Annotated in this window: 22 protein-coding genes and 1 tRNA gene; 13 read left to right on the top strand and 10 right to left on the bottom strand. The window is 69.0% G+C overall.

Annotated elements, in window-relative coordinates:
* Positions 1–76 precede the first annotated feature (76 nt).
* The gene (locus HMPREF0591_RS00550; RefSeq protein ID WP_007166422.1) at positions 77–868 is read left to right on the top strand and encodes an SDR family NAD(P)-dependent oxidoreductase; all 792 of its coding nucleotides are present in this window, start codon (positions 77–79) and stop codon (positions 866–868) included.
* Between the two features lie 128 nt (positions 869–996).
* Here the strand turns inward: HMPREF0591_RS00550 and HMPREF0591_RS00545 are convergent, their stop codons facing one another.
* A complete protein-coding gene (locus HMPREF0591_RS00545; protein ID WP_085981505.1) occupies positions 997–2,553 on the bottom strand; it encodes an LCP family protein in 1,557 nt (518 codons plus the stop codon).
* 277 nt (positions 2,554–2,830) lie between these two features.
* Positions 2,831–3,058 carry a hypothetical protein gene (locus HMPREF0591_RS00540; RefSeq protein ID WP_007166420.1) on the bottom strand — a complete coding sequence of 76 codons (228 nt, stop codon included), beginning with the start codon at positions 3,056–3,058 and terminating at the stop codon, positions 2,831–2,833.
* A 105-nt stretch (positions 3,059–3,163) separates the two neighbouring features.
* Here HMPREF0591_RS00540 and HMPREF0591_RS00535 point away from each other — a divergent pair, with 105 nt between their 5' ends.
* Together HMPREF0591_RS00535 and HMPREF0591_RS32845 are read left to right on the top strand one after the other, a co-directional pair.
* On the top strand, positions 3,164–4,312 hold the full coding sequence (locus tag HMPREF0591_RS00535; RefSeq protein WP_007166419.1) for a TDT family transporter: 1,149 nt from the start codon (positions 3,164–3,166) through the stop codon (positions 4,310–4,312).
* Positions 4,313–4,491: 179 nt separating this feature from the next.
* On the top strand, positions 4,492–4,668 hold the full coding sequence (locus tag HMPREF0591_RS32845; RefSeq protein WP_007166418.1) for a hypothetical protein: 177 nt from the start codon (positions 4,492–4,494) through the stop codon (positions 4,666–4,668).
* Here the strand turns inward: HMPREF0591_RS32845 and HMPREF0591_RS00530 are convergent, their stop codons facing one another.
* A complete protein-coding gene (locus tag HMPREF0591_RS00530) occupies positions 4,669–6,153 on the bottom strand; it encodes an amidase (RefSeq protein WP_007166417.1) in 1,485 nt (494 codons plus the stop codon).
* A gap of 62 nt (positions 6,154–6,215) precedes the next feature.
* Here HMPREF0591_RS00530 and HMPREF0591_RS00525 point away from each other — a divergent pair, with 62 nt between their 5' ends.
* The 5 genes from HMPREF0591_RS00525 to HMPREF0591_RS00505 all read left to right on the top strand — a co-directional run bounded on the left by HMPREF0591_RS00525 (position 6,216) and on the right by HMPREF0591_RS00505 (position 9,799).
* Positions 6,216–7,082 carry an alpha/beta fold hydrolase gene (locus HMPREF0591_RS00525; RefSeq protein ID WP_208857741.1) on the top strand — a complete coding sequence of 289 codons (867 nt, stop codon included), beginning with the start codon at positions 6,216–6,218 and terminating at the stop codon, positions 7,080–7,082.
* A 170-nt stretch (positions 7,083–7,252) separates the two neighbouring features.
* Positions 7,253–7,900, top strand: a complete 648-nt coding sequence (locus HMPREF0591_RS00520; RefSeq protein ID WP_040620813.1) for a S1 family peptidase — start codon at positions 7,253–7,255, stop codon at positions 7,898–7,900.
* A gap of 143 nt (positions 7,901–8,043) precedes the next feature.
* Positions 8,044–8,511, top strand: coding sequence for a lipoprotein LpqH (locus HMPREF0591_RS00515; protein WP_007166414.1), 468 nt, complete (start codon positions 8,044–8,046; stop codon positions 8,509–8,511).
* Between the two features lie 40 nt (positions 8,512–8,551).
* A complete protein-coding gene (locus HMPREF0591_RS00510; RefSeq protein ID WP_007166413.1) occupies positions 8,552–9,493 on the top strand; it encodes an MAP_0585 family protein in 942 nt (313 codons plus the stop codon).
* Positions 9,494–9,559: 66 nt separating this feature from the next.
* Positions 9,560–9,799, top strand: coding sequence for a hypothetical protein (locus tag HMPREF0591_RS00505; protein WP_007166412.1), 240 nt, complete (start codon positions 9,560–9,562; stop codon positions 9,797–9,799).
* Positions 9,800–9,810: 11 nt separating this feature from the next.
* Here HMPREF0591_RS00505 and HMPREF0591_RS00500 read toward each other — a convergent pair whose 3' ends face one another.
* Entirely contained in the window at positions 9,811–10,719 is a 909-nt protein-coding gene (locus HMPREF0591_RS00500) for a lytic transglycosylase domain-containing protein (protein WP_083212290.1), read from the bottom strand.
* Between the two features lie 233 nt (positions 10,720–10,952).
* Between HMPREF0591_RS00500 and HMPREF0591_RS00495 the strand changes: the two genes are divergently transcribed.
* Positions 10,953–11,243, top strand: coding sequence for a hypothetical protein (locus HMPREF0591_RS00495; RefSeq protein WP_040620811.1), 291 nt, complete (start codon positions 10,953–10,955; stop codon positions 11,241–11,243).
* 38 nt (positions 11,244–11,281) lie between these two features.
* Here the strand turns inward: HMPREF0591_RS00495 and HMPREF0591_RS32840 are convergent, their stop codons facing one another.
* Both HMPREF0591_RS32840 and HMPREF0591_RS00490 read right to left on the bottom strand, forming a co-directional pair.
* Positions 11,282–11,419 (bottom strand): hypothetical protein, encoded by a 138-nt coding sequence (locus HMPREF0591_RS32840; protein ID WP_007166409.1) that lies wholly within the window; start codon positions 11,417–11,419, stop codon positions 11,282–11,284.
* A gap of 298 nt (positions 11,420–11,717) precedes the next feature.
* The gene (locus HMPREF0591_RS00490; protein WP_007166408.1) at positions 11,718–11,921 is read right to left on the bottom strand and encodes a cold-shock protein; all 204 of its coding nucleotides are present in this window, start codon (positions 11,919–11,921) and stop codon (positions 11,718–11,720) included.
* A 339-nt stretch (positions 11,922–12,260) separates the two neighbouring features.
* On the opposite strand from HMPREF0591_RS00490, the gene HMPREF0591_RS00485 reads away from it, so the two are divergent.
* Positions 12,261–13,061 carry a DUF732 domain-containing protein gene (locus tag HMPREF0591_RS00485; RefSeq protein WP_007166407.1) on the top strand — a complete coding sequence of 267 codons (801 nt, stop codon included), beginning with the start codon at positions 12,261–12,263 and terminating at the stop codon, positions 13,059–13,061.
* A 49-nt stretch (positions 13,062–13,110) separates the two neighbouring features.
* Here HMPREF0591_RS00485 and HMPREF0591_RS00480 read toward each other — a convergent pair whose 3' ends face one another.
* On the bottom strand, positions 13,111–13,950 hold the full coding sequence (locus tag HMPREF0591_RS00480; protein ID WP_007166406.1) for a DUF4383 domain-containing protein: 840 nt from the start codon (positions 13,948–13,950) through the stop codon (positions 13,111–13,113).
* Between the two features lie 169 nt (positions 13,951–14,119).
* On the opposite strand from HMPREF0591_RS00480, the gene HMPREF0591_RS30605 reads away from it, so the two are divergent.
* On the top strand, positions 14,120–14,422 hold the full coding sequence (locus HMPREF0591_RS30605; protein ID WP_244268778.1) for a hypothetical protein: 303 nt from the start codon (positions 14,120–14,122) through the stop codon (positions 14,420–14,422).
* Positions 14,423–14,440: 18 nt separating this feature from the next.
* Here HMPREF0591_RS30605 and HMPREF0591_RS00475 read toward each other — a convergent pair.
* Together HMPREF0591_RS00475 and HMPREF0591_RS00470 are read right to left on the bottom strand one after the other, a co-directional pair.
* Positions 14,441–14,512 (bottom strand) — tRNA-Thr (locus HMPREF0591_RS00475).
* Between the two features lie 28 nt (positions 14,513–14,540).
* Complete coding sequence (locus HMPREF0591_RS00470; RefSeq protein ID WP_007166404.1) at positions 14,541–15,254, bottom strand: hypothetical protein; 714 nt, start codon at positions 15,252–15,254, stop codon at positions 14,541–14,543.
* A gap of 156 nt (positions 15,255–15,410) precedes the next feature.
* Here HMPREF0591_RS00470 and phoP point away from each other — a divergent pair, with 156 nt between their 5' ends.
* Together phoP and HMPREF0591_RS00460 are read left to right on the top strand one after the other, a co-directional pair.
* Positions 15,411–16,130 carry a two-component system response regulator PhoP gene (gene phoP, locus HMPREF0591_RS00465; RefSeq protein ID WP_007166403.1) on the top strand — a complete coding sequence of 240 codons (720 nt, stop codon included), beginning with the start codon at positions 15,411–15,413 and terminating at the stop codon, positions 16,128–16,130.
* A 41-nt stretch (positions 16,131–16,171) separates the two neighbouring features.
* Positions 16,172–17,614: a sensor histidine kinase gene (locus HMPREF0591_RS00460; protein ID WP_007166402.1), complete on the top strand. Its 1,443-nt coding sequence runs from the start codon at positions 16,172–16,174 to the stop codon at positions 17,612–17,614.
* Here the strand turns inward: HMPREF0591_RS00460 and HMPREF0591_RS00455 are convergent.
* Complete coding sequence (locus tag HMPREF0591_RS00455; RefSeq protein WP_007166401.1) at positions 17,602–18,006, bottom strand: HIT family protein; 405 nt, start codon at positions 18,004–18,006, stop codon at positions 17,602–17,604. The two genes, HMPREF0591_RS00460 and HMPREF0591_RS00455, sit on opposite strands and share 13 nt — an antisense overlap.
* Between the last annotated feature and the right edge of the window lie 32 nt (positions 18,007–18,038).

The raw sequence follows: 18,038 nt of genomic DNA, 5'->3' as shown, positions 1-18,038 counted from the left end.
GCGCCCACTCTGCCTTGTTCGGCGCCGTCCTTTGCGATGATGGGCGCCTAACGACGCGACGAGCACGGGAGCGGCAATGAAGCGACTCGAAGGCAAGCGGATCCTGGTGACCGGCGCCGCGTCGGGAATCGGCCAGGCGACCGCCCTGCGGCTGCTGGACGAGGGCGCCGCCGTGGTGGCCTCCGACGTCGCGGAGGACGGCCTGCAGGCCACCCGGGCCCGCGCGGACGAGGCCGCTACCGCCGGCCGCCTCACGACCATGCCGATGGACGTGGGCAACGAGGATTCGGTGGTCGACGGCGTGCGCCGGGCCGTCGAATCCCTCGGCGGCCTGGATTCGGTGGTCAACGCCGCCGGCATCCTGCGCGCCGCGCACACCCACCAGACCAGTCTGGACTTGTGGAACCAGATCGTCGGAGTCAACTTGACCGGGACGTTCCTCGTTGTGCGCGAAGCGCTTTCGGCGCTGCTGGCAAATCCGCGCAGTGCGATCGTCAACTTCAGCTCGACCTCGGCATCGTTCGCCCACCCCTACATGGCGGCGTACGCGGCGAGCAAGGGCGGCATCCAGGCCTTCACCCATTCGCTGGCGCTCGAATACGCGCGCGAGGGCCTGCGCGCGGTGTGCGTGGCGCCCGGCAGCATCAAGTCCGGCATCACCGATGCGACCGGCGGTTACATCCCGAAAGACGCGGACTGGGCGCTGTTTTCGAGGCTGATGCCGATCCTGCCCACCACGGTGGAGTCAAGCGGCACCGGGATGGCCGACCCGTCCGTGGTGGCCGGGGTGATCGCCATGCTGGTCTCCGAGGACGGCGCTTTCATCACCGGGACCGAAATCCGCATCGACGGCGGAACGCACGCCTAGCCCCAGCCCCCAGACCGTCTAGTCCAATGGCGGCGACCCGCTTCGCCCGGCTTCGTCGCGCTTGCGATCGCCGCGAGTTCGATGGCGGCGACCCGCTTCGCCCGGCTTCGCCGCGCTTGCGATCGCCGCTAGTTGACGCACGGCACGCCGCCGCCGTCGATCGGCTTACCCTGATCCGGCGTCGGATAGGTCGTGGTGGTGCCGTTGTAGTAGTACGTCTTGGCCTTGCTGGACGTCGTGGTCGTTGATGTGTCGTCCGTCGTGCCGTCGTCGACGATCGAGACCGAGAAGTTGGTATCCACGGTCACGCGGATGTGTCCGGGCTGCACGCTGGGATCCGGCCGACTGGGCGCGTCGAGGCCGAGCAGTTTGGCCACGTTGCCCGCGTCGGTCTGCGCGCCGACCCCGTACGCGACCGTGCTCGCGGTCGGTTCGCCCGATTTGCGGTCGCGGGTCTGCCCCGTGGTGTAGCCGTGGTTCTGCAGCGCGCGCGACACCTCGGTCGCGAGCCCGCTCGTATCGCCGGCGTTGATCACATCGACGACGGTCGACGGGCTCGGTTTGGCGGCCGTGGTGGCCGGGGTGGTGGTCGGGGGCGTGGCGCCGATGGCCGCGGCCACCTCGGCCTTGATCGCGGCCGGGTCGATGATGTTGACGTCCTGGCCGTCGATGTTGTCGTAACGCACCACCGGCAACGTCCGGAATTCGACGTTTCCGCTCGAGGCCAGCGAACCCAGCCGCTGGATCATCTCCTCGTCCCAACCGGCCGACAGCACCACGTCCTTGCGCGCCACCGCCATGAGGCTCTTGAGCTTGTCCAGGTTGGTGAAGGTGCCGGCGGCCTGCAACTCCTGCATGACCGACGAAATGAACGCCTGCTGGCGATGGGTGCGGTCCAGGTCCCCGTTTTCCAGGCCGTGGCGCTGCCGAACGAAAGCCAGGGCCTGCGAGGCGTCGAGGGTCTGCCGGCCGGCCGGGAAGTCGGCGCCGGAGTACGAGTCGTAGACGGGATGGTTGAGGCAGACCTCCACCCCGCCCAGGGTTTGCGTCAGGTCGTAGAACCCGGCCAGGTTGACCTCGGCGAAATAGTCGATCGGCACGCCCGTCAGGTTTCGCACCGCGCGCAGGGTCGCCGCCCGGCCGGCCTCGCGACCCTTGGTCTCGAGCTCCTTCTGGCTGCTGGCGCCCTGGTTGGCGAGTTTGTTCGCGACATACTGCTTGGTGAGGCCGTACGCCTCCTTGATCTTGATGTGGTTGTATCCGGGGACCCCGGTGAACGGCACCCAGTCGTCGCGCGGAATCGAAAACGCGACGACCTTGTTGTCGGCGCTCACGTGCACCAGGATCAGCGTGTTGGTGTTGTAGCCGCCGTCGTCGGAATCGCCCGCGTGCAGGTGCTTGAGGATCGACCAGGGCAGGTCGTTGCCGTCCTGATCTTTACGCGAGTCCAGGCCGATCAACAGGATGTTCATGTTGTCGCCGCTGGACCGCGGGTCGTCGGGCTGCAGGGCGTTCGAAACGGTGATCCCGCCCAGTGCCCCGTGCGCCACGTAGTACCCGGCCCCCGTCAGCCCCACCGCCGCCACGGAGACCAGCGCGCCCAGGGTGCGCGTCAGCCCTCTGCGGAAACGTGAGGGTTGACGGACGGCTCGATGGCGGCGATGGGCGCCGCCCGAGCGGGCCATCACAAACCTCTGCCCACACCCAGCGCATCACCAGCCACCGCAACGGCGGTTTGCGGCGATGTCGCTTCGAGCATGGGACAAGTATGCGTTAGCTCGCTGTGAAGCCCCCAATCGAGAACGCCTCCCGGGCCGCCCCCGTACGGCGCGCCGGCCCCGCGTGCACGGCGGTCATATGCCCGTGACCAGCGCGTTCTGCCTTCGGCATCGCGGCGTGGTTTCGACCGGGTCACACCGGCGGGCAGATCGCCTCGAAGTTGTTATCGCGCCGACACGGCGGCTACCGGGCGTTGACGAGGTCTTCGCCCGAATCGTAGTAAATGGTGATGTTCGAGCCGGTTATGACCTCGGCCACATACACGCCGAACGGTTCGACCTCGTAGTAGTAGTGAACGTTGCCCCGGGGGTCCACCGCCGTCGCGCACGACAGGCCCGGCGCCCCGCATCGTTGCTTGACGGGCACGGCGAGAACGGCGAGCAGCACCACCACAGCGATCGCGATCGTCATCGGGACTCTGCTGCGTGCCGGCCTCGTTGGCGTCGGATGCATCACCGTTGGAGTGTATGCGGCTGGCCTGCCCGGTTCGGCCCCACGCAGTAGGGTTTTGCAGCTATGGCCGTCGCAAACCCGGACGGGACACCGTCGCCGCACACCCGGGTCGAGGTATTGGGCAACATCGGGCCCAACTGGTTCGCGTCCGTCATGGGCACCGGGATCGTCGCCATCGCCGGCGCCACCCTGCCGGTGCACGTGGTGGGCCTGCGCGCATTCGCCCAAGTGGTGTGGGTGATCGCCGCCGTCCTGCTGGTGGCGCTGGTCGTCCTCGTCGGCGGGCACTGGCTGCGGCACCCCACCGTGGCGCGCACCCATGCGCGCAATCCGCAGATGGCGCACTTCTACGGCGCCGCGCCGATGGCGCTGATGACGGTCGGCGGGGGAGCGGTGCTCGTCGGCGGGGACCTGATCGGTGAGCGCATCGCCGTCGACCTGGATTGGGTGCTTTGGACGGGGGGCACGCTGGGCGGCCTGTTCACCGCGGTGAGCATCCCGTTCCTGATGTTCACCCAGCACAGTGTCGAGCCCGACGCGGCCTTCGGTGGCTGGCTGATGCCGGTGGTTCCGCCGATGGTGACCGCGGCCACGGGCGCCCTGCTGTTGCCGCACATGTCGGCGGGCACCGGGCGCGCCACCATGCTGTACGGCTGCTACGCGATGTTCGGGCTGTCGTTGCTGGCCTCGCTGAACATCATCGCGATGATCTGGGCGCGCCTGACCCTGTACGGCACCTCGGGCTCCGCGCGCGTGCCGACGCTGTGGATCGTGTTAGGACCGCTCGGCCAATCCATCACCGCCGCGGGGCTTTTGGGTGCCAGCGCGGGACTGGCCGTCGACGGCGAACTGGCCGAGGACTTGAATGCCTTTGCCGTCCTCTATGGCGTTCCGGTGTGGGGGTTCGCGGTGCTGTGGATCGCGTTGGCCACCGCGCTGACCGTGCGAACGCTGCGGCGCGGCATGCCGTTCGCCCTGACGTGGTGGAGCCTGACCTTCCCGGTGGGGACCTTCGTCACGGGGACCTCGCAGCTAGCCGGCCACACTCACCTGCCGGCGTTCCGGGTGGCGGCGGCCATCGCGTACGCCGGGCTGTTGTTCACCTGGTTGCTGGTGGCTGCGCGCACCGCGCGGGGGAGCCTGCGCGGCAACCTGCTCAAGCTGCCGCCGAGCACGGCGGCGGTCAAGGCCAGCAAGGAACCGGTGTCTTGAGCGGCGGGGGTCGGTGCCGCCGACGTTTCGGGCCCCGGGACCCGTGGGTAGGCCACCCTGAGCCCGATCGGGAGGCTGAACGATGAGCACGAGCGGCCCGCGGCGCTAACCACGCGCCGGGCGCCCGTCGCGGCGTCGGACATGGACACCGAAGACTTGACGAGGACCGGAGGTTGAGGATGCGTGCTGAGGAAGGCGACGAATCGGTCAACGATTACGCCGCGGAGGGCGAGCAGGCCCTCGGCAGGATCAAGGCGTCCCAACGGGTGGGGAATCGGCTCGGCGACGTCGCCAAGCGGTTCGCCCGGATGTGGCGGGGCGACCATGCCCCGCGAAACGAACACGGCCCGGGATAGTCACGCGGGCGCGGGATACCGGTGCGCCCACGGGCTGGCTTCCTCGAGTTGGGCCGCCAGCTGCAGGAGGTCCCCGTCGGCGCCCAGCCGCCCCACCAACTGCACGCCGAGCGGAAGCCCGCGATCCGTCCAATGCAGGGGCACGCTGATCGCGGGGCGCCCGGTGATGTTGGCGAGTTGCGTGTAGGGCACCCAGCCCAGGCTTTCCTGGATCAGTTGGTCGAGAACGCCGCTGAGCGCCATGACTTTTCCCGCGCGCAGCCGGCTGGCAAAGCGGGCCACCCGTTGCAGGGGGCGCGGTGTCGCCGTGGCGCCGACCCGCAGGGGCGGCGTGGCCAGCGTGGGGGTCAGCAGGCAATCGAAGGTCTGGTGGAAGGACGCCAGCGAGCGAATGTGGTTGTTCCTGTTTTCCAGCGCGAAGATGGGCGCCAGCACGCCGGCGGACCGGGCGAGTTCACTCACCGCCAGCGTGTCGGCCTCGAAATCACGGTCGCGTGCGCCGGTGCGTTGTCTGGCGTCGGCGACGTGCTGATAGAGCTGCGCGAACCAGATGGTCAGAAAGTCGCGGGCCAACGCGTCGTCGTCGTACGGCGGCGGAACCTCCTCGACCCGATGTCCCAGATCCCCCAGCAGCGCCACCGCCCGTTCCACCGCGGCGACGGCCTCCCGGTCGGGATGGGGGTTGATCGCCGAGGACCACGAGTATCCGATGCGCAGCTCGCCCGGACGACGGGTGATGTGCTCGGCGAAAGTCCCTCGCGGAAGGGCGACTTCGTAGGCGGCGTGCGGATCGCGGGCGATGATCGCGTCGCACAGTGCGGCGCTGTCGCGCACGGTGCGCGAAACGACGCCCTGGGTCACCATGCCGAACATCGGCTCGCCGGTCTGCGGGCCATAGGGTGACAGCCCCCGGCTGAGCTTGAGGCCGACGAGCCCGTTGCAGGCGGCGGGGATGCGGATCGATCCGCCCCCGTCGTTGGCCCCCGCCGCCGGAACGATTCCGGCCGCGACGGCGGCACCGGATCCGCCCGATGAGCCACCCGGAGTGTGGCCGGTGTTCCACGGGTTGCGCGCCGGTCCCCAATAGTCCGATTCCGTGATGCCCTTGGCCCCGAATTCCGGGGTGTTGGTCATGCCGAAGATCACCAGCCCCGCGTCCAAGAACCGCTGGGTGACCAGGGCGTGCCGGTCGGCCACGTCGTTGGCCAGCGACCGGGAACCGCTCGCGGTCGGGAAGCCGCGATACGCCTGGGCAAGGTCCTTGATCAGGAAGGGCACGCCGGTGAACGGGCCGCTCAGGTCCGGGTCGGCGGCCCGCCGGTCCGCCAGCTCGCCGAGGGGTCGGACGATCGCGTTCAGCCGCGGATTCACCGCGTCCGCGCGTTGCCGCGCCAACGCGAGCAGTTCGGGCGGCGTGACCTGCTTGCGCTCGACCAGTCCGGCCAGCGCGGTCGCATCCAAGGACATGTACTCGTCAAGCCGCATCGGTTTCTCCTCGGGACGCCCCGCTGCATCGTATTGACGCGGCTTAGTATCACCTGATGCCCATGGCAGTTGAATCGTTTTCGATCCAGGGCACCGGTGGCGTGCGTATCGTCGCGGACCGCCTGGGCGATCCGCAAGCGCGTGCCGTGGTGTTCCTGCATGGCGGTGGGCAGACCCGCCGCTCGTGGGGCAAGGCCGCTGCGGCCGTGGCGCAGCGCGGCTGGCAAGCGGTCACCGTCGACCTGCGTGGCCACGGCGAATCCGACTGGTCCGACGAGGGCGATTACCGCGTCGTCAGCTTCGCCGGTGACGTCCGGGAGGTACTGGCCGCGCTGCCCCCGCAGCCGGTGCTGGTCGGCGCGTCCCTGGGCGGGTTCACCTCGATGCTGCTTGCGGGAGAGCTCTCGCCGGGTATCGCCAGCGCGGTCGTGTTGGTGGACATCGTGCCGAACATGGACCAGTCCGGGGCCAACCGGATACACGCCTTCATGTCCGAGCGGGTGGAATCGGGATTCGCCTCCCTCGACGAGGTCGCTGACGCGATCGCGGAATACAACCCGCACCGGCCGCGCCCGACGGACCTCGACGGTCTGACGACGAACCTGCGCCGCCGGGGCGGTCGCTGGTATTGGCACTGGGATCCCCAGTTCATCAGCGGAACGGCCGCGTTTCCCCCGTTCGAGGTCACCGACCCCGACCGCATGCACGCGGCCGTGGACGCGATCCTGCGCGCCGGCGTGCCGATGCTGCTGATCCGGGGCCAGATGAGCGACCTGGTCAGCCAGGACCGCGCCGACGAATTCCTGGCGCGCTTCCCGCAGGTCGAATTCACCGATGTGCGCGGTGCCGGGCACATGGTCGCCGGTGACCGCAACGACGTCTTCGCCGACGCCATCATCGGGTTCCTCGCCCGCCATGCCGACGGCTGATCCTCGGCGTCACGGCTCGGACGAACCGCGTTGCGCGGCAAGCCATTTCCTAAAAGTTCTGTCGCTCACGTCAATTCGGCGACCTGGGCGGCTGCCCGGAACGTGGCGTCCAGGCGGCCGAAACGTGCGCGCGCTGTTAACATGCTGCCCGACACATGAAGAGAGGCGGCGTGGCCATGCGGCGGTTGCGAGGGTTGGTCCTGATCGGCGCCGTGTTCGTCGCCTCGACGACGCTGGCGTGTCCGGCGCGAGCGGACGCGGGCGTGACGCCGGGCATCAAGGTCGGATACGACAACAACTCGTGCACAGCGGGTTTCGCGGCCCAGGGCAATGACGGCAGCTATTACCTGATGACCAGCGGCCACTGCGACGGGCACGACGGCTCGTCGTGGACATACGGCAATGACGTCCCGCTCGGAAAGATCACCGCCAGCGAGAAGGAGGGCGACGCAAGGGACGCCGCGATCATCCTTCTGGACCCGAGCGTCGGAGTCCCCCTCGGGCATGTCGGTGGACGCTACGAGGTCCGGGATGTGTTGACCGCGGACCAGATTCGCGAGGGCATGCCCTTCTGCAAGATAGGCGCGGTGACCGGTGAAACCTGTGGTTTCGTGAAACATGTGGACGGCGGCGTCGTGGAAGCCAGCGTGTTCAGCCTCAACGGCGACAGCGGTAGTCCGGGTTTCGTCAAGAATCCCGACGGCACCGTGAGTGCGGTAGGTCTGCTGACGTCCTCGCCCGACGGTGACGACTACACGACCGATTTCACGCTCGTCCACCCGGTGCTGAACGAGTGGGGGCTACGCGTTCTGCCTTGACAAGCACGCCCGGCCAAGTTCACACAGCGTTTGCCACGTCCGGGTACCGGGTATCCCGGACCGCGGCATTGGCGGGGCTCGCTTGCGTTGACGAGGCCAATGAGTTGTGCAGTGCGACACCGGCGACACGAAGGAGAGCAGTAGTGAAGCATGGGATGGTCGTCGGCTTGGCGGGCGTGGCCGTAGTGGTCGCCGCGTGCGCCGGCTGTTCGAGCAACAAGTCAAGCACGGGATCGTCGGGTTCGTCATCACCGTCCGCGGCCGGCCCGCAGGTCATCGTCGACGGTCAGGCTCAGAACGTCAGCGGCCAGGTCACCTGCACACCGTCGGGCGACAACACCAACATCGGCATCGGTGACCCGACGGCGGGGGTCGGCGCCGTGGTCAGCAACGCGAACCCGCCCATCGTCCATTCGGTCGGACTGGGCACCGTCAACGGCATCACGCTCGGCTTTTCCGACGCCGCCCCCAACCAAGCCGGGAACGCCGGGGCCGCGGTGAACGGAAAGACCTACGCAATCAAGGGCACGGCGACAGGGCTCGACATGAGCAATCCGCAGCAACCGCAGCAGGTGACCAAGTCATTCGAGTTGGACGTGACCTGCCCGTAGCGCGGGCGGCCGACACCCAAGAGGGGACGCAGCTATGTCTATGAAACGTGTCGTCAGTGCGGCGGCGGTCGCAGCGGGCCTGAGCATCTCCGCGGTTACCTTGAGCACCGGTTCGGCCTTCGCGGCTCCGCTCGACCCCCCGCCGCCCTGCCCCGGTTGCCATGGCGGCGGCGGAGGCGGGGGCAACCCCGGTGGCGCCGGCGGTCAGCAAGGCGGCCCGGGCGGGCAGCAGAGCGGCCCCGGTGGTGGGCCGGGCGGACAAAACAACCCGCCGCCGGGCGGGCAGAACACCCCGCAGCAGGGCGGGCAGAACAACTCGCCGCAGCAGGGTGGGCAGAACAACCCGCCGCACGGTGGGCAGAACAACCCGCCGCACGGTGGGCAGAACAACCCGCCGCAGCAGGGCGGGCAGAACACCCCGCAGCAGGGCGAACCGAACGCGCCGGCACCTGACGAGCGCGGGCAGTCCCCCCAGCAGAACGGTCCGGACAACCAGCCGGGTGAGCACGGCCAGAACCCGCCGGGCGGACAATCCAACGAGCAAAACCCGCCCCCGCAAGGCAGGCAGGCCCTCAACCCGCCGAGCACCCAGCCGCCACACCCGCCCTACGTTCCGCGCGGTACCTATGCCAGCGGTAACGCCCAGATAGGCGGGCCCGGTGACGCGCGCGCGGGCTTCAGCGTCGTGGACCACGGCGCGCCGCCACCGCCGCCACCGCGAGGGCATGGCTGGAACGACGGCCCCGCTCCCGGCCACCCGCCGCCGCACTGGGTGGGCGCGCCCCCTCCGGGCGGCTGGGACGGCCCGCCGCCCCCCGGCGGCTGGAATCGCCCGTGGTCCGGTCCGCCGCGTGACGTCGCGCGCGCGCAGGCCGATTTCGGGCCGTTCCAGTACGACACCTACACCGCCATCCCCGTCTTCAACTGGCAGTTCGGCGGTTGGGGGTTCTGGTACATGGGGGTCTGGGTTCCGCTGTACTGACGGTCCGGCCGCCCGCCGCCGCTGTGTCGGCGGGCGGCCGTCCGATCGTCATGGCAGGCTCCGGGAATGGATGTGCGCGAGAACGTCCGGCGAGCCATCGATGTGATGACGGCTTGGACCTCCGACAGCGGCAACGAATTCGCCTGGAGCCGGCTCGTCGAGAACGTGATCGACGAGCCCGACGGGGAAATCATGCTGTTGATGGGCTTCGTCAACCTTGCGGGTGAGTTGGGCATCAAGCTGGAGAAGGCCACCGGCCAATGCGTGCGATCGCACCTGCAGGACATCGCCCTGAAGTACCTCTGAGCCGCCCGAAGCTACTGGGGGTGGGTCGCCAGATAATCCCCGACCGGGATGGGGGACGGTTCGGCGTAGCCGACCGGGAGCAACACGTCGCCGGCGGTGGTGACGTAATAGACGTCCCACCGGTAGTAGGTGGGGAACGTGGCGGGATCACTCGCAATCAGCGCCGCGTATTGGTCGACCGCCCGTACGTATTCGCGGGCGTGGTTGTAGCCGAAGACGGCGTGAGCGGGATCGTTGGCGAAGCCGTTGGCGGCGAGGAAGCGGCCCGCCGCCATGATGCTGTCGTGCGGGGAGTTGATGTCGCCGCCCTGGCCGTAGGTGGCGAACGTCGACGGCAGGAACTGCATGGGTCCCTGGGCGCCCGCCGTGCTTACGCCGTTGATGCTGCCGAACCGGGTCTCGATCAGGTTGATCGCCGCCAGGTAGTTCCAGCCGACCCCGGTCTCCGCCTCCGCCGCGTGGTAGTCGCTGATCAGTTCGTCGGCGGGGACCGGCGGTTGGACCCGCCAGGCGGGCAGCGTGTCCTTCGCCGGTGTCATCGCTTGGAGCTGGCGGCGGGCATCGAGGTTGCGGTCGTAGAGGTTCACCAGCTCGGGCGGGACACGCGGCCTGGCGATCGCGTCCCACTCGGGATGCCGCGCGATGGCGCGGTAGGCGGCCTGCTCGCGGTGCGCCGCGGCCACCAGCGCCGGGTCCGGCGTCGCCGGATCGCGCAGCGTCCGTTCGTCGGCGACCAGGTCGTCGGCCAGCTGTGCCGGATCCGACGCCAATTGGGGCTGCGCGCCGAGGGGCGGATTGGGCGCTGCGGCAACGGTTCTCGAAGCGAGCGGGGTGGCCGGCGCGCTTGCCGGGGTGGTCGCGATGACGGGCGTCGCCGTTTGCGACTGCGCTCGCGTCGCACAGCCCGCGCCGGCGAACATGACCGCGCCGAGCAAGAGCGGCGCGATAGCAGCGACTGCACTGTTACGGCTCACCGTGGTCAGTCTTTCGCATCTGCACGCCCGAGATCAATGCGGTGACCGAATGTCGTTCGGCGGCGGGGCTATCCGATCGCAGACCGGCCGGCGAAGCCCGCGAGCCACTCCCACGAGTTGCGACCGGCCACAAGCTATTTCACACTTGAGGATCATCTTCCCGGCAGAGTGGACACGAGATGCCCGACGGCGCGGCCGCACCGATCGCGAGGCGAACCAGGACCCGCGGGGCCGCGCGCCGGGCGGGATCGTGGCGCCGCGTCGCAGGTCAGGCATTGATCGCCGCATCGGTGGCGGCGCTGATCGCCGCACCCGATTCACCGCCGCAGTTGCCGCCGGGCTGCGCGATCGGCTGGACGATGGTCGGGCACGTGCTGATCTACGTGCCCGACTGCACGCATCGGTCCCCGTCTCCCCAACCCCCGCCGGAGGGGCCGCCGCCCGGTCCGGGTCCCCAACCGGGGCAGTAGCCGGGTGGACCGAACGCGTGCCGCGGCGGTCAGGTCAGCTACGACGGTGTCGCACCGGCGGAATCGTTATTGGGGCGGTCGGAAAACGTCGGAAGTTGCACCGGCTCGCCATCTCGGCTGGCGGGTGAGGTGACCTCGGGCTCGTAGCGATGCGAGAACAGGTCGGACGATGTCATGGAGCGGGTCCTCAAGTTAGTTCGGCTTCAGCCCGATGCCGTCGGCTGGGGTGAAGGCGATCGATTCGTAGCTGTGCTCATCTGCACGAGATATTTGACTACGGGGCAGTGCTAACACGAACTGCTCTCACCAATCTACACGCCAGCGTTCTCCGAGACGTCTCGCCGAGCGCCTGGCGGCGTCCACCAGCCGCTGAAGCCGCTACCGTGCGCGCACCTGCGGTAGCAAGCCCGGCCCCCATAACGCGTAGTGGGCTGGTGGGATCGACCCACCAGCCCACAGGGAGTACAACTCGCGCTAGACGGCCGTCACTCCGACCGCCTGCGGGCCCTTGGCGCCCTGCTCGACATTGAACTCGACTCGCTGGTTCTCCTCGAGCGACCGGTAGCCGTTGCCCTGGATTTCCGAGTAGTGGACGAACACATCTGCTGCGCCGCCATCCGGAGCGATAAAACCGAAGCCTTTTTCGCTGTTAAACCACTTCACAGTTCCCTGTGTCATACCTTCAACTTCTCTCATTGTGAACGGATGCCGACGGGCATCCGCGAAAAGCGTAGCACGTGCCGCCCTTTCGAACCGTAATCGACTGGGGCAGAGAGGGTTCGGCGCATTTTTGCGAGTCTGCGAGCAAGCGGTCGGCCCTGGGGTCTCCGAGGCCTCGGCGCTGTGTGCAATTCGATGCCGACGCAGCAGCCGGGCGGAGCGGGGACCCCGCGCCGAAGCGCCTGAACCCAAGCGCGGACCTCGATGGCCCCCCCGGATCCAACCCGCTAACCCACGTCTCGTGGCCGGCACGGCCGGGGGTTGTGACATCGTCGGGACGGGCTCAAACTGGTTGATATGCGCGACCGCGAGACGATCGATGCCGAATTGCGGCGCATCGCTTCTGGCCGTCGCTCGGTTCGCGAGCGAGGCGGTGAGTCGTCCCGAGAGCTCGACGAGCTGCTCGACGAGCTCCTGGCGCACACCTCGGGGTCGTCCCTGACGCATGCGGCGAACGCCTGCGAACCCGAGGTTCGCGCCGCCGGCACCTTGTCGCGCGGCGCAAAAACCGGCGGCAAACCCCGCCGGCGGCACGGTGTACCGCGTCAATTGGGCCTTGTCGCGGCGCTGCCGCTGTCTCTGGTCGCCGTCGCCGCCGCGGGGCTGGTGATGTTGGGGGCGCACAACCGGGATTCGTCGGCGCGGCCGGCGGAAATACCCCCGTCGGTTGCGCCGCCCAAACCGGTCGCGCCGCCCAAACCGGTCGCGCCGCAGGCGCCCGCTTCGCGGATTGCGGTTGCTGACGCTGCGTTCATCGCCGCGCTGAAGCACGAGGGTGTGCCCATGCCCAGCCAGGAATACGCGATGACCCAGGGCCACGCGGTCTGCGATTTCCTGGCGAACCGCCCCAATTTCGCCGACGCCGTCGATTTCGTGCAGCGATCGTCGATCTGGGACGCCAATCAGAGCGCCCAAGTCACCGCGGGATCGATCGTCGCGTATTGCCCCCAGTCCCAGCCCGCCACCCCGGCCGCCATCGAGCCGGCGTATCAGAACGCTCTCTCCGATCTGCAAGCCATCGAGGGCCAGTTGCAGGGCATCCAGGGGGACCTGCAAAACATCCGCGGTGATCTGCAGGGCATTCCCGGCCAGCCCTGACCCGCACGGGTCTTCCGCGGCGCGGCGACCTCGGGAACGGATGGGGATTTCAGCGGCAGCGCATCCAGATGATGGCGCCGACGACGGCCGCCAGGATGGTCAAGGCCAAGGGCACCGCACCGCGCGACCGCACCGCGGCGGCCGCCCGGGCGGCGAAGTGATTCCAGTGCGTCGGCCGCTCGAGTTGCGGGGCCGGGGACCCGTTCGTTTCTGGGCTGCCCGGCTGCTCGGGCAGGGTGCCAGGTGAGCGCCCGACCTCGACCGGCTGGCCGGCTTGCGACGACGTCGGACCGGCTCCCGGCGCCACCGGTGGTGATCCCTGCGGCGCCACCGGAGCCGGGTTCGACGGTCCGGCCTCGGGCTCGGGGACCGAGTCCGAGGGCTGCTGCCCGTCGCGGCCGCGTCCCCGTCGCGGCACCCAGGCCTCGTCCCCCAACTCGTCGGGAATCAGCCACATCAGCAGAGCGAAGTTGACCACGCCCAATAAGCCGTGCAGCACGATGCCGGCCGCGTGGAACCCGAAAAGGGTCGGGGTTGCGCGGGCCGAGGCAACGCTGCCGATGAACAACAACAGCGTGTAGGCCACCGCACTGAGCGCGGTGACCGTCACCGCCGCACGGCGCTTGCCGACCGCCGCGATGGCCGCCACCCCGAACGCCAGCAGCATCGCGCTGTGCGGCGCAGTCGATGTCAGGCCGAGGATGGGCGCGCCGGTGGGCCCGGCGTGCGGATGCAGGGCGGCCGAAACCAACCCGCCGATGGCGAAGGCGCTCACCAGCAGGCCCTCCGCCAACACCATCCAGCGCCCGCTGCGGAAACGCCCCGGGTCCGTCCGGACCCTGCGCAGATCCGACGTCACCCCGGGAACGGGCCCCGCCGTAACCGGCATCGCGCGACCTCCAGCCTGAAGAAGCAAATCTCGCCATAGGGCTACCCGTTGCCGTCAGTAGTATTCGCGCCGTTCGTGCCGCAAGCCGACCAACGTGTGTCGAATAGCCCTTTCACAGCAACGCTGTCGGAGCTAGGATTCGCCTGCACGGAGGTTTGTGATGCTCAGCATGGCTAATCGTCTCGCACTCATCGGCCCGGCCGGGATGGCGCTGGGCGTCACCGCCGCGTACTTCTCGCCGGCGGTGAGTGCAGCCGCCGAATGTGGCGCAGGCACCGTCTACGACGCGCCGTCCAACACGTGTGTCGTTCTCGCCCAAGCACCCCAACCGATGGCACCGTCGCCGCCAGCTGAAGCGCCGCCGCCACCACCGCCGGCGCCGCCACCCCCGGCGTGGAATGGCCCCAGGCCGCATGTCTGGGTCAGCGTCTGCGCGCCGATTCCGTTCGTCAATATCTGCGCGGGCATCTAATCGCGCCGGTCGTCAAAGAGCCCCCTGTCAGGATTGAACTGACGACCGCTCGCTTACAAGGCGAGTGCTCTACCACTGAGCTAAGGAGGCGGGGTCGAACCGGGTCAAGCCTAAACGGTCATTCGCCGCTGTCGATCAGGCGCGTTGAGCGCACCGCCCGCGACGCGGGACGCCGCCGGCCGGGCAGCGGGATGCGGTCGGCGATGTTGCTCAGCGGGTTGACCACCATGGTGAGCGCGACCACGGCGTCCTGCAGCGTGGCGATCGCGGGCTCCAGCGCCTCCATCCCGGGCGTCAGCCGCGCCAGGGTGTCGGCGACGTCCGCGAGCTGGTCCAGGGGTCCGTTCTTCGCCGTCAGCTTGTCGACCAGGCCGCCGTCGCTGAGCAGCCGATCGGCCAGCCCGTCCTCGGCCAGCAGCCGCTCGATCAGTCCGTCCTCCGCGACCAGCTGATCGGCCAGGCCGCCGGGCTGCAGGGTGCGGTGCAGGCCGCCGCCCTCCGCGGTGAGGCGATCCAGCAGACCGCCCTCCGACGTCAGCATGTCGACCACCCCGCCCGGGCGCAGCAACCGGTCGATCGGCCCGTCCGGCGCCACCGCCCGCCCCAGCGGTGCGTCGTCGTCCAGCAACCGGGCGAGCCGGTTGGCGCGCACGATCGCGTCGTCAATTCCCAGCATGGACGTCATGGCGGTCGTGCCGGTGGCGCCGTCCCCCAAAGCCCGCTTGGCCACCCCCACCGCGGCGCTCGCGACGGTCAAGCCGGCGTCCGCGGCGGCGAGCCCCGCGCGTGCCGGGGCGGTCGCGGCCGAGACGATCCGTGCGGCGAGGTTCATTCCACGAGTTTATTCGCGACGCGGCTACGTCAAGCCGCGCAGGTCCACGCCGCCGCCGCGATTCCTGGCAGACTATTATCAGAGTGTTGGCACTGAGCTTTCAGCAACCACACATATATCACATAGGAAACGTCCAACTAAAGGCAGAAGAACCTGATGACCGCGGCAACCCCAAACGAAACAAAACCGGAGGCTCGCGTCCTCGTTGTCGATGACGAGGCGAACATCGTCGAGTTGCTCTCGGTGAGCCTCAAGTTCCAGGGGTTCGAGGTCTACACCGCGACCAACGGCGCCCAGGCCCTCGACCGGGCCCGCGAAGCGCGCCCCGACGCGGTGATCCTCGACGTGATGATGCCCGGCATGGACGGGTTCGGGGTGCTGCGGCGCCTGCGGGCCGACGGCATCGACGCTCCGGCGTTGTTCCTGACGGCCCGCGACTCGCTGCAGGACAAGATCGCGGGCCTCACGCTGGGCGGCGACGACTACGTGACGAAGCCGTTCAGTCTCGAAGAGGTGGTCGCCCGGCTCCGGGTCATCCTCCGGCGGGCCGGCAAGGGCGGGGCGGAACCTCGCAGCGCCCGTCTGACCTTCGCCGACATCGAACTCGACGAGGAGACCCACGAGGTGTGGAAGGCCGGCCAACCGGTGTCGCTGTCGCCAACCGAGTTCACGCTGCTGCGTTACTTTGTGATCAACGCGGGCACGGTCTTGAGCAAGCCCAAGATCCTCGACCACGTGTGGCGCTATGACTTCGGAGGTGACGTCAATGTCGTCGAGTCCTACGTGTCCTACCTGCGGCGCAAGATCGACACGGGGGAAAAGCGGTTGCTGCATACCTTGCGCGGGGTGGGTTACGTCTTGCGGGAACCGCGCTGAGCGCGCCCCCGGTCACCAGCGCTAGCGAAGAAGCCCGCCCCATGGCCAAACAGCATCGACGTGGATTGCCGCTCCGGGTGGGCCTGGTCGCCGCCACCCTGGTGCTCGTGGCGTGCGGCCTGGCGGTCTCGGGCGTCGCGGTCACGTCGATCCTGCGGCACAGCCTGGTCAGCCGGATCGACCAGACGCTGCTCGACGCGTCGCGCGGCTGGGCGCAGAACCCGCGCCGGCAGTCACCGCCGCCGTACGAGGGGCCCGACCCGGGCCGGCCGCCGTCGAAGTTCTACGTTCGCGGCGTCGGCACCAACGGCACCCCGTTCACGGCCATCAACGACCGCAACTCCGAGCCCGCGTTGCCGCCCAACAACGATGTGGGCCCCAATCCGACGACACTGCCGTCAGTCAACGGGTCCGACATCCAATGGCGCGCGGTGTCGGTGCGCGGCCCCCACGGCCTGACGACCGTCGCCATCGACCTGTCCGACGTCCAACACACGGTCAGCGCTCTGGTCTGGTTGCAGATCGGCATCGGGGTCGCGGTGCTGGTGGTGGTCGGGATCGCCGGCTTCGCGGTGGTGCAGCGCAGCCTGCGGCCGCTGTCGGAGGTCGAACAGACCGCGGCGGCGATCGCGTCCGGCCAGCTGGATCGCCGTGTCCCGGAACGGGATCCGCGCACCGAGGTGGGCCGGCTGTCCCTCGCCCTCAACGGCATGCTCGCGCAGATCCAGGAGGCGCTCGCGTCCTCGGAGTCGTCCGCGGAGAAGGCGCGCGGGTCCGAGGAGCGGATGCGCCGGTTCATCACCGACGCCAGCCACGAGCTGCGCACCCCGCTGACCACCATCCGCGGCTTCGCCGAGTTGTACCGGCAGGGCGCGGCGCGCGATGTCGCCATGCTGTTGTCGCGGATCGAAAGCGAAGCCAGCCGGATGGGAATGCTGGTGGACGACCTGTTGCTGTTGGCCCGCCTGGACGTGCAACGGCCGCTCGAGCACAACCGGGTCGACCTGCTGGCGCTGGCCAGCGACGCCGTGCACGATGCGCAGGCGATGGATCCGGGACGCACGATCACGCTGGAAGTGCTCGACGGTCCGGGCATCCCGGAGGTGCTCGGCGACGAACCGCGGATCCGGCAGGTGCTGAGCAACCTCGTCGCCAATGCCCTGCAGCACACCCCGGAGGCCGCCGACGTCACGGTCCGCGTCGGCACCGAGGGTGACGACGCGGTGCTCGAGGTGGCCGACAAGGGGCCCGGCATGACGGAGCAGGACGCGTCGCGGGTGTTCGAGCGGTTCTATCGCACCGACTCGTCCCGGGCGCGCGCGAGCGGCGGCACGGGGTTGGGACTATCGATCGTCGACTCGCTGGTGCGGGCGCACGGCGGCGCCGTCACGGTGACGACCGCGCCGGGCGAGGGCTGCCGTTTCCGCGTCACGCTGCCGCGCGTCAGCGAAGTGCCGGCGCAGGAGCCGGCTCACGCCAATTGAGCGAGCGCCGCCTTGATCTTGGCCTGCGCCTCGTCCAGTGATTCCGGTGACGGGTTGCGGTCGACGTTGGCGAAGCCGAAGTCGCTCAGTCGGCGGGTGGGGAAGACGTGCACATGCAGGTGGGGCACCTCCAGGCCGGCGATGATCACCCCCGCCCGCTCGGTCTTGAAGGCCTTGCAGACGGCCTTGCCGATCAGCTGACTCACGCCCATGATCCGCGCGAACGTCGCGGCGTCGACGTCCTGCCACTGATCGATTTCGGCCCGCGGCACAACGAGCGTGTGCCCCTGAGTCATGGGCTCGATCGTCAAGAACGCGACGACGTCGTCGTCCTCGTAGACGAAGCGGCCGGGAAGTTCACGGTTGATGATCTTGGTGAAGATCGACGCCATGGCCCCAGCATAGGGGCGACGGCCGGGAGAGC

The sequence above is a fragment of the Mycobacterium parascrofulaceum ATCC BAA-614 genome, from assembly GCF_000164135.1.
Taxonomy (GTDB): Bacteria; Actinomycetota; Actinomycetes; order Mycobacteriales; family Mycobacteriaceae; genus Mycobacterium; species Mycobacterium parascrofulaceum.
Note: the sequence above shows the minus strand (reverse complement) of the source record. Positions and strands in the feature narration are given on the sequence as shown.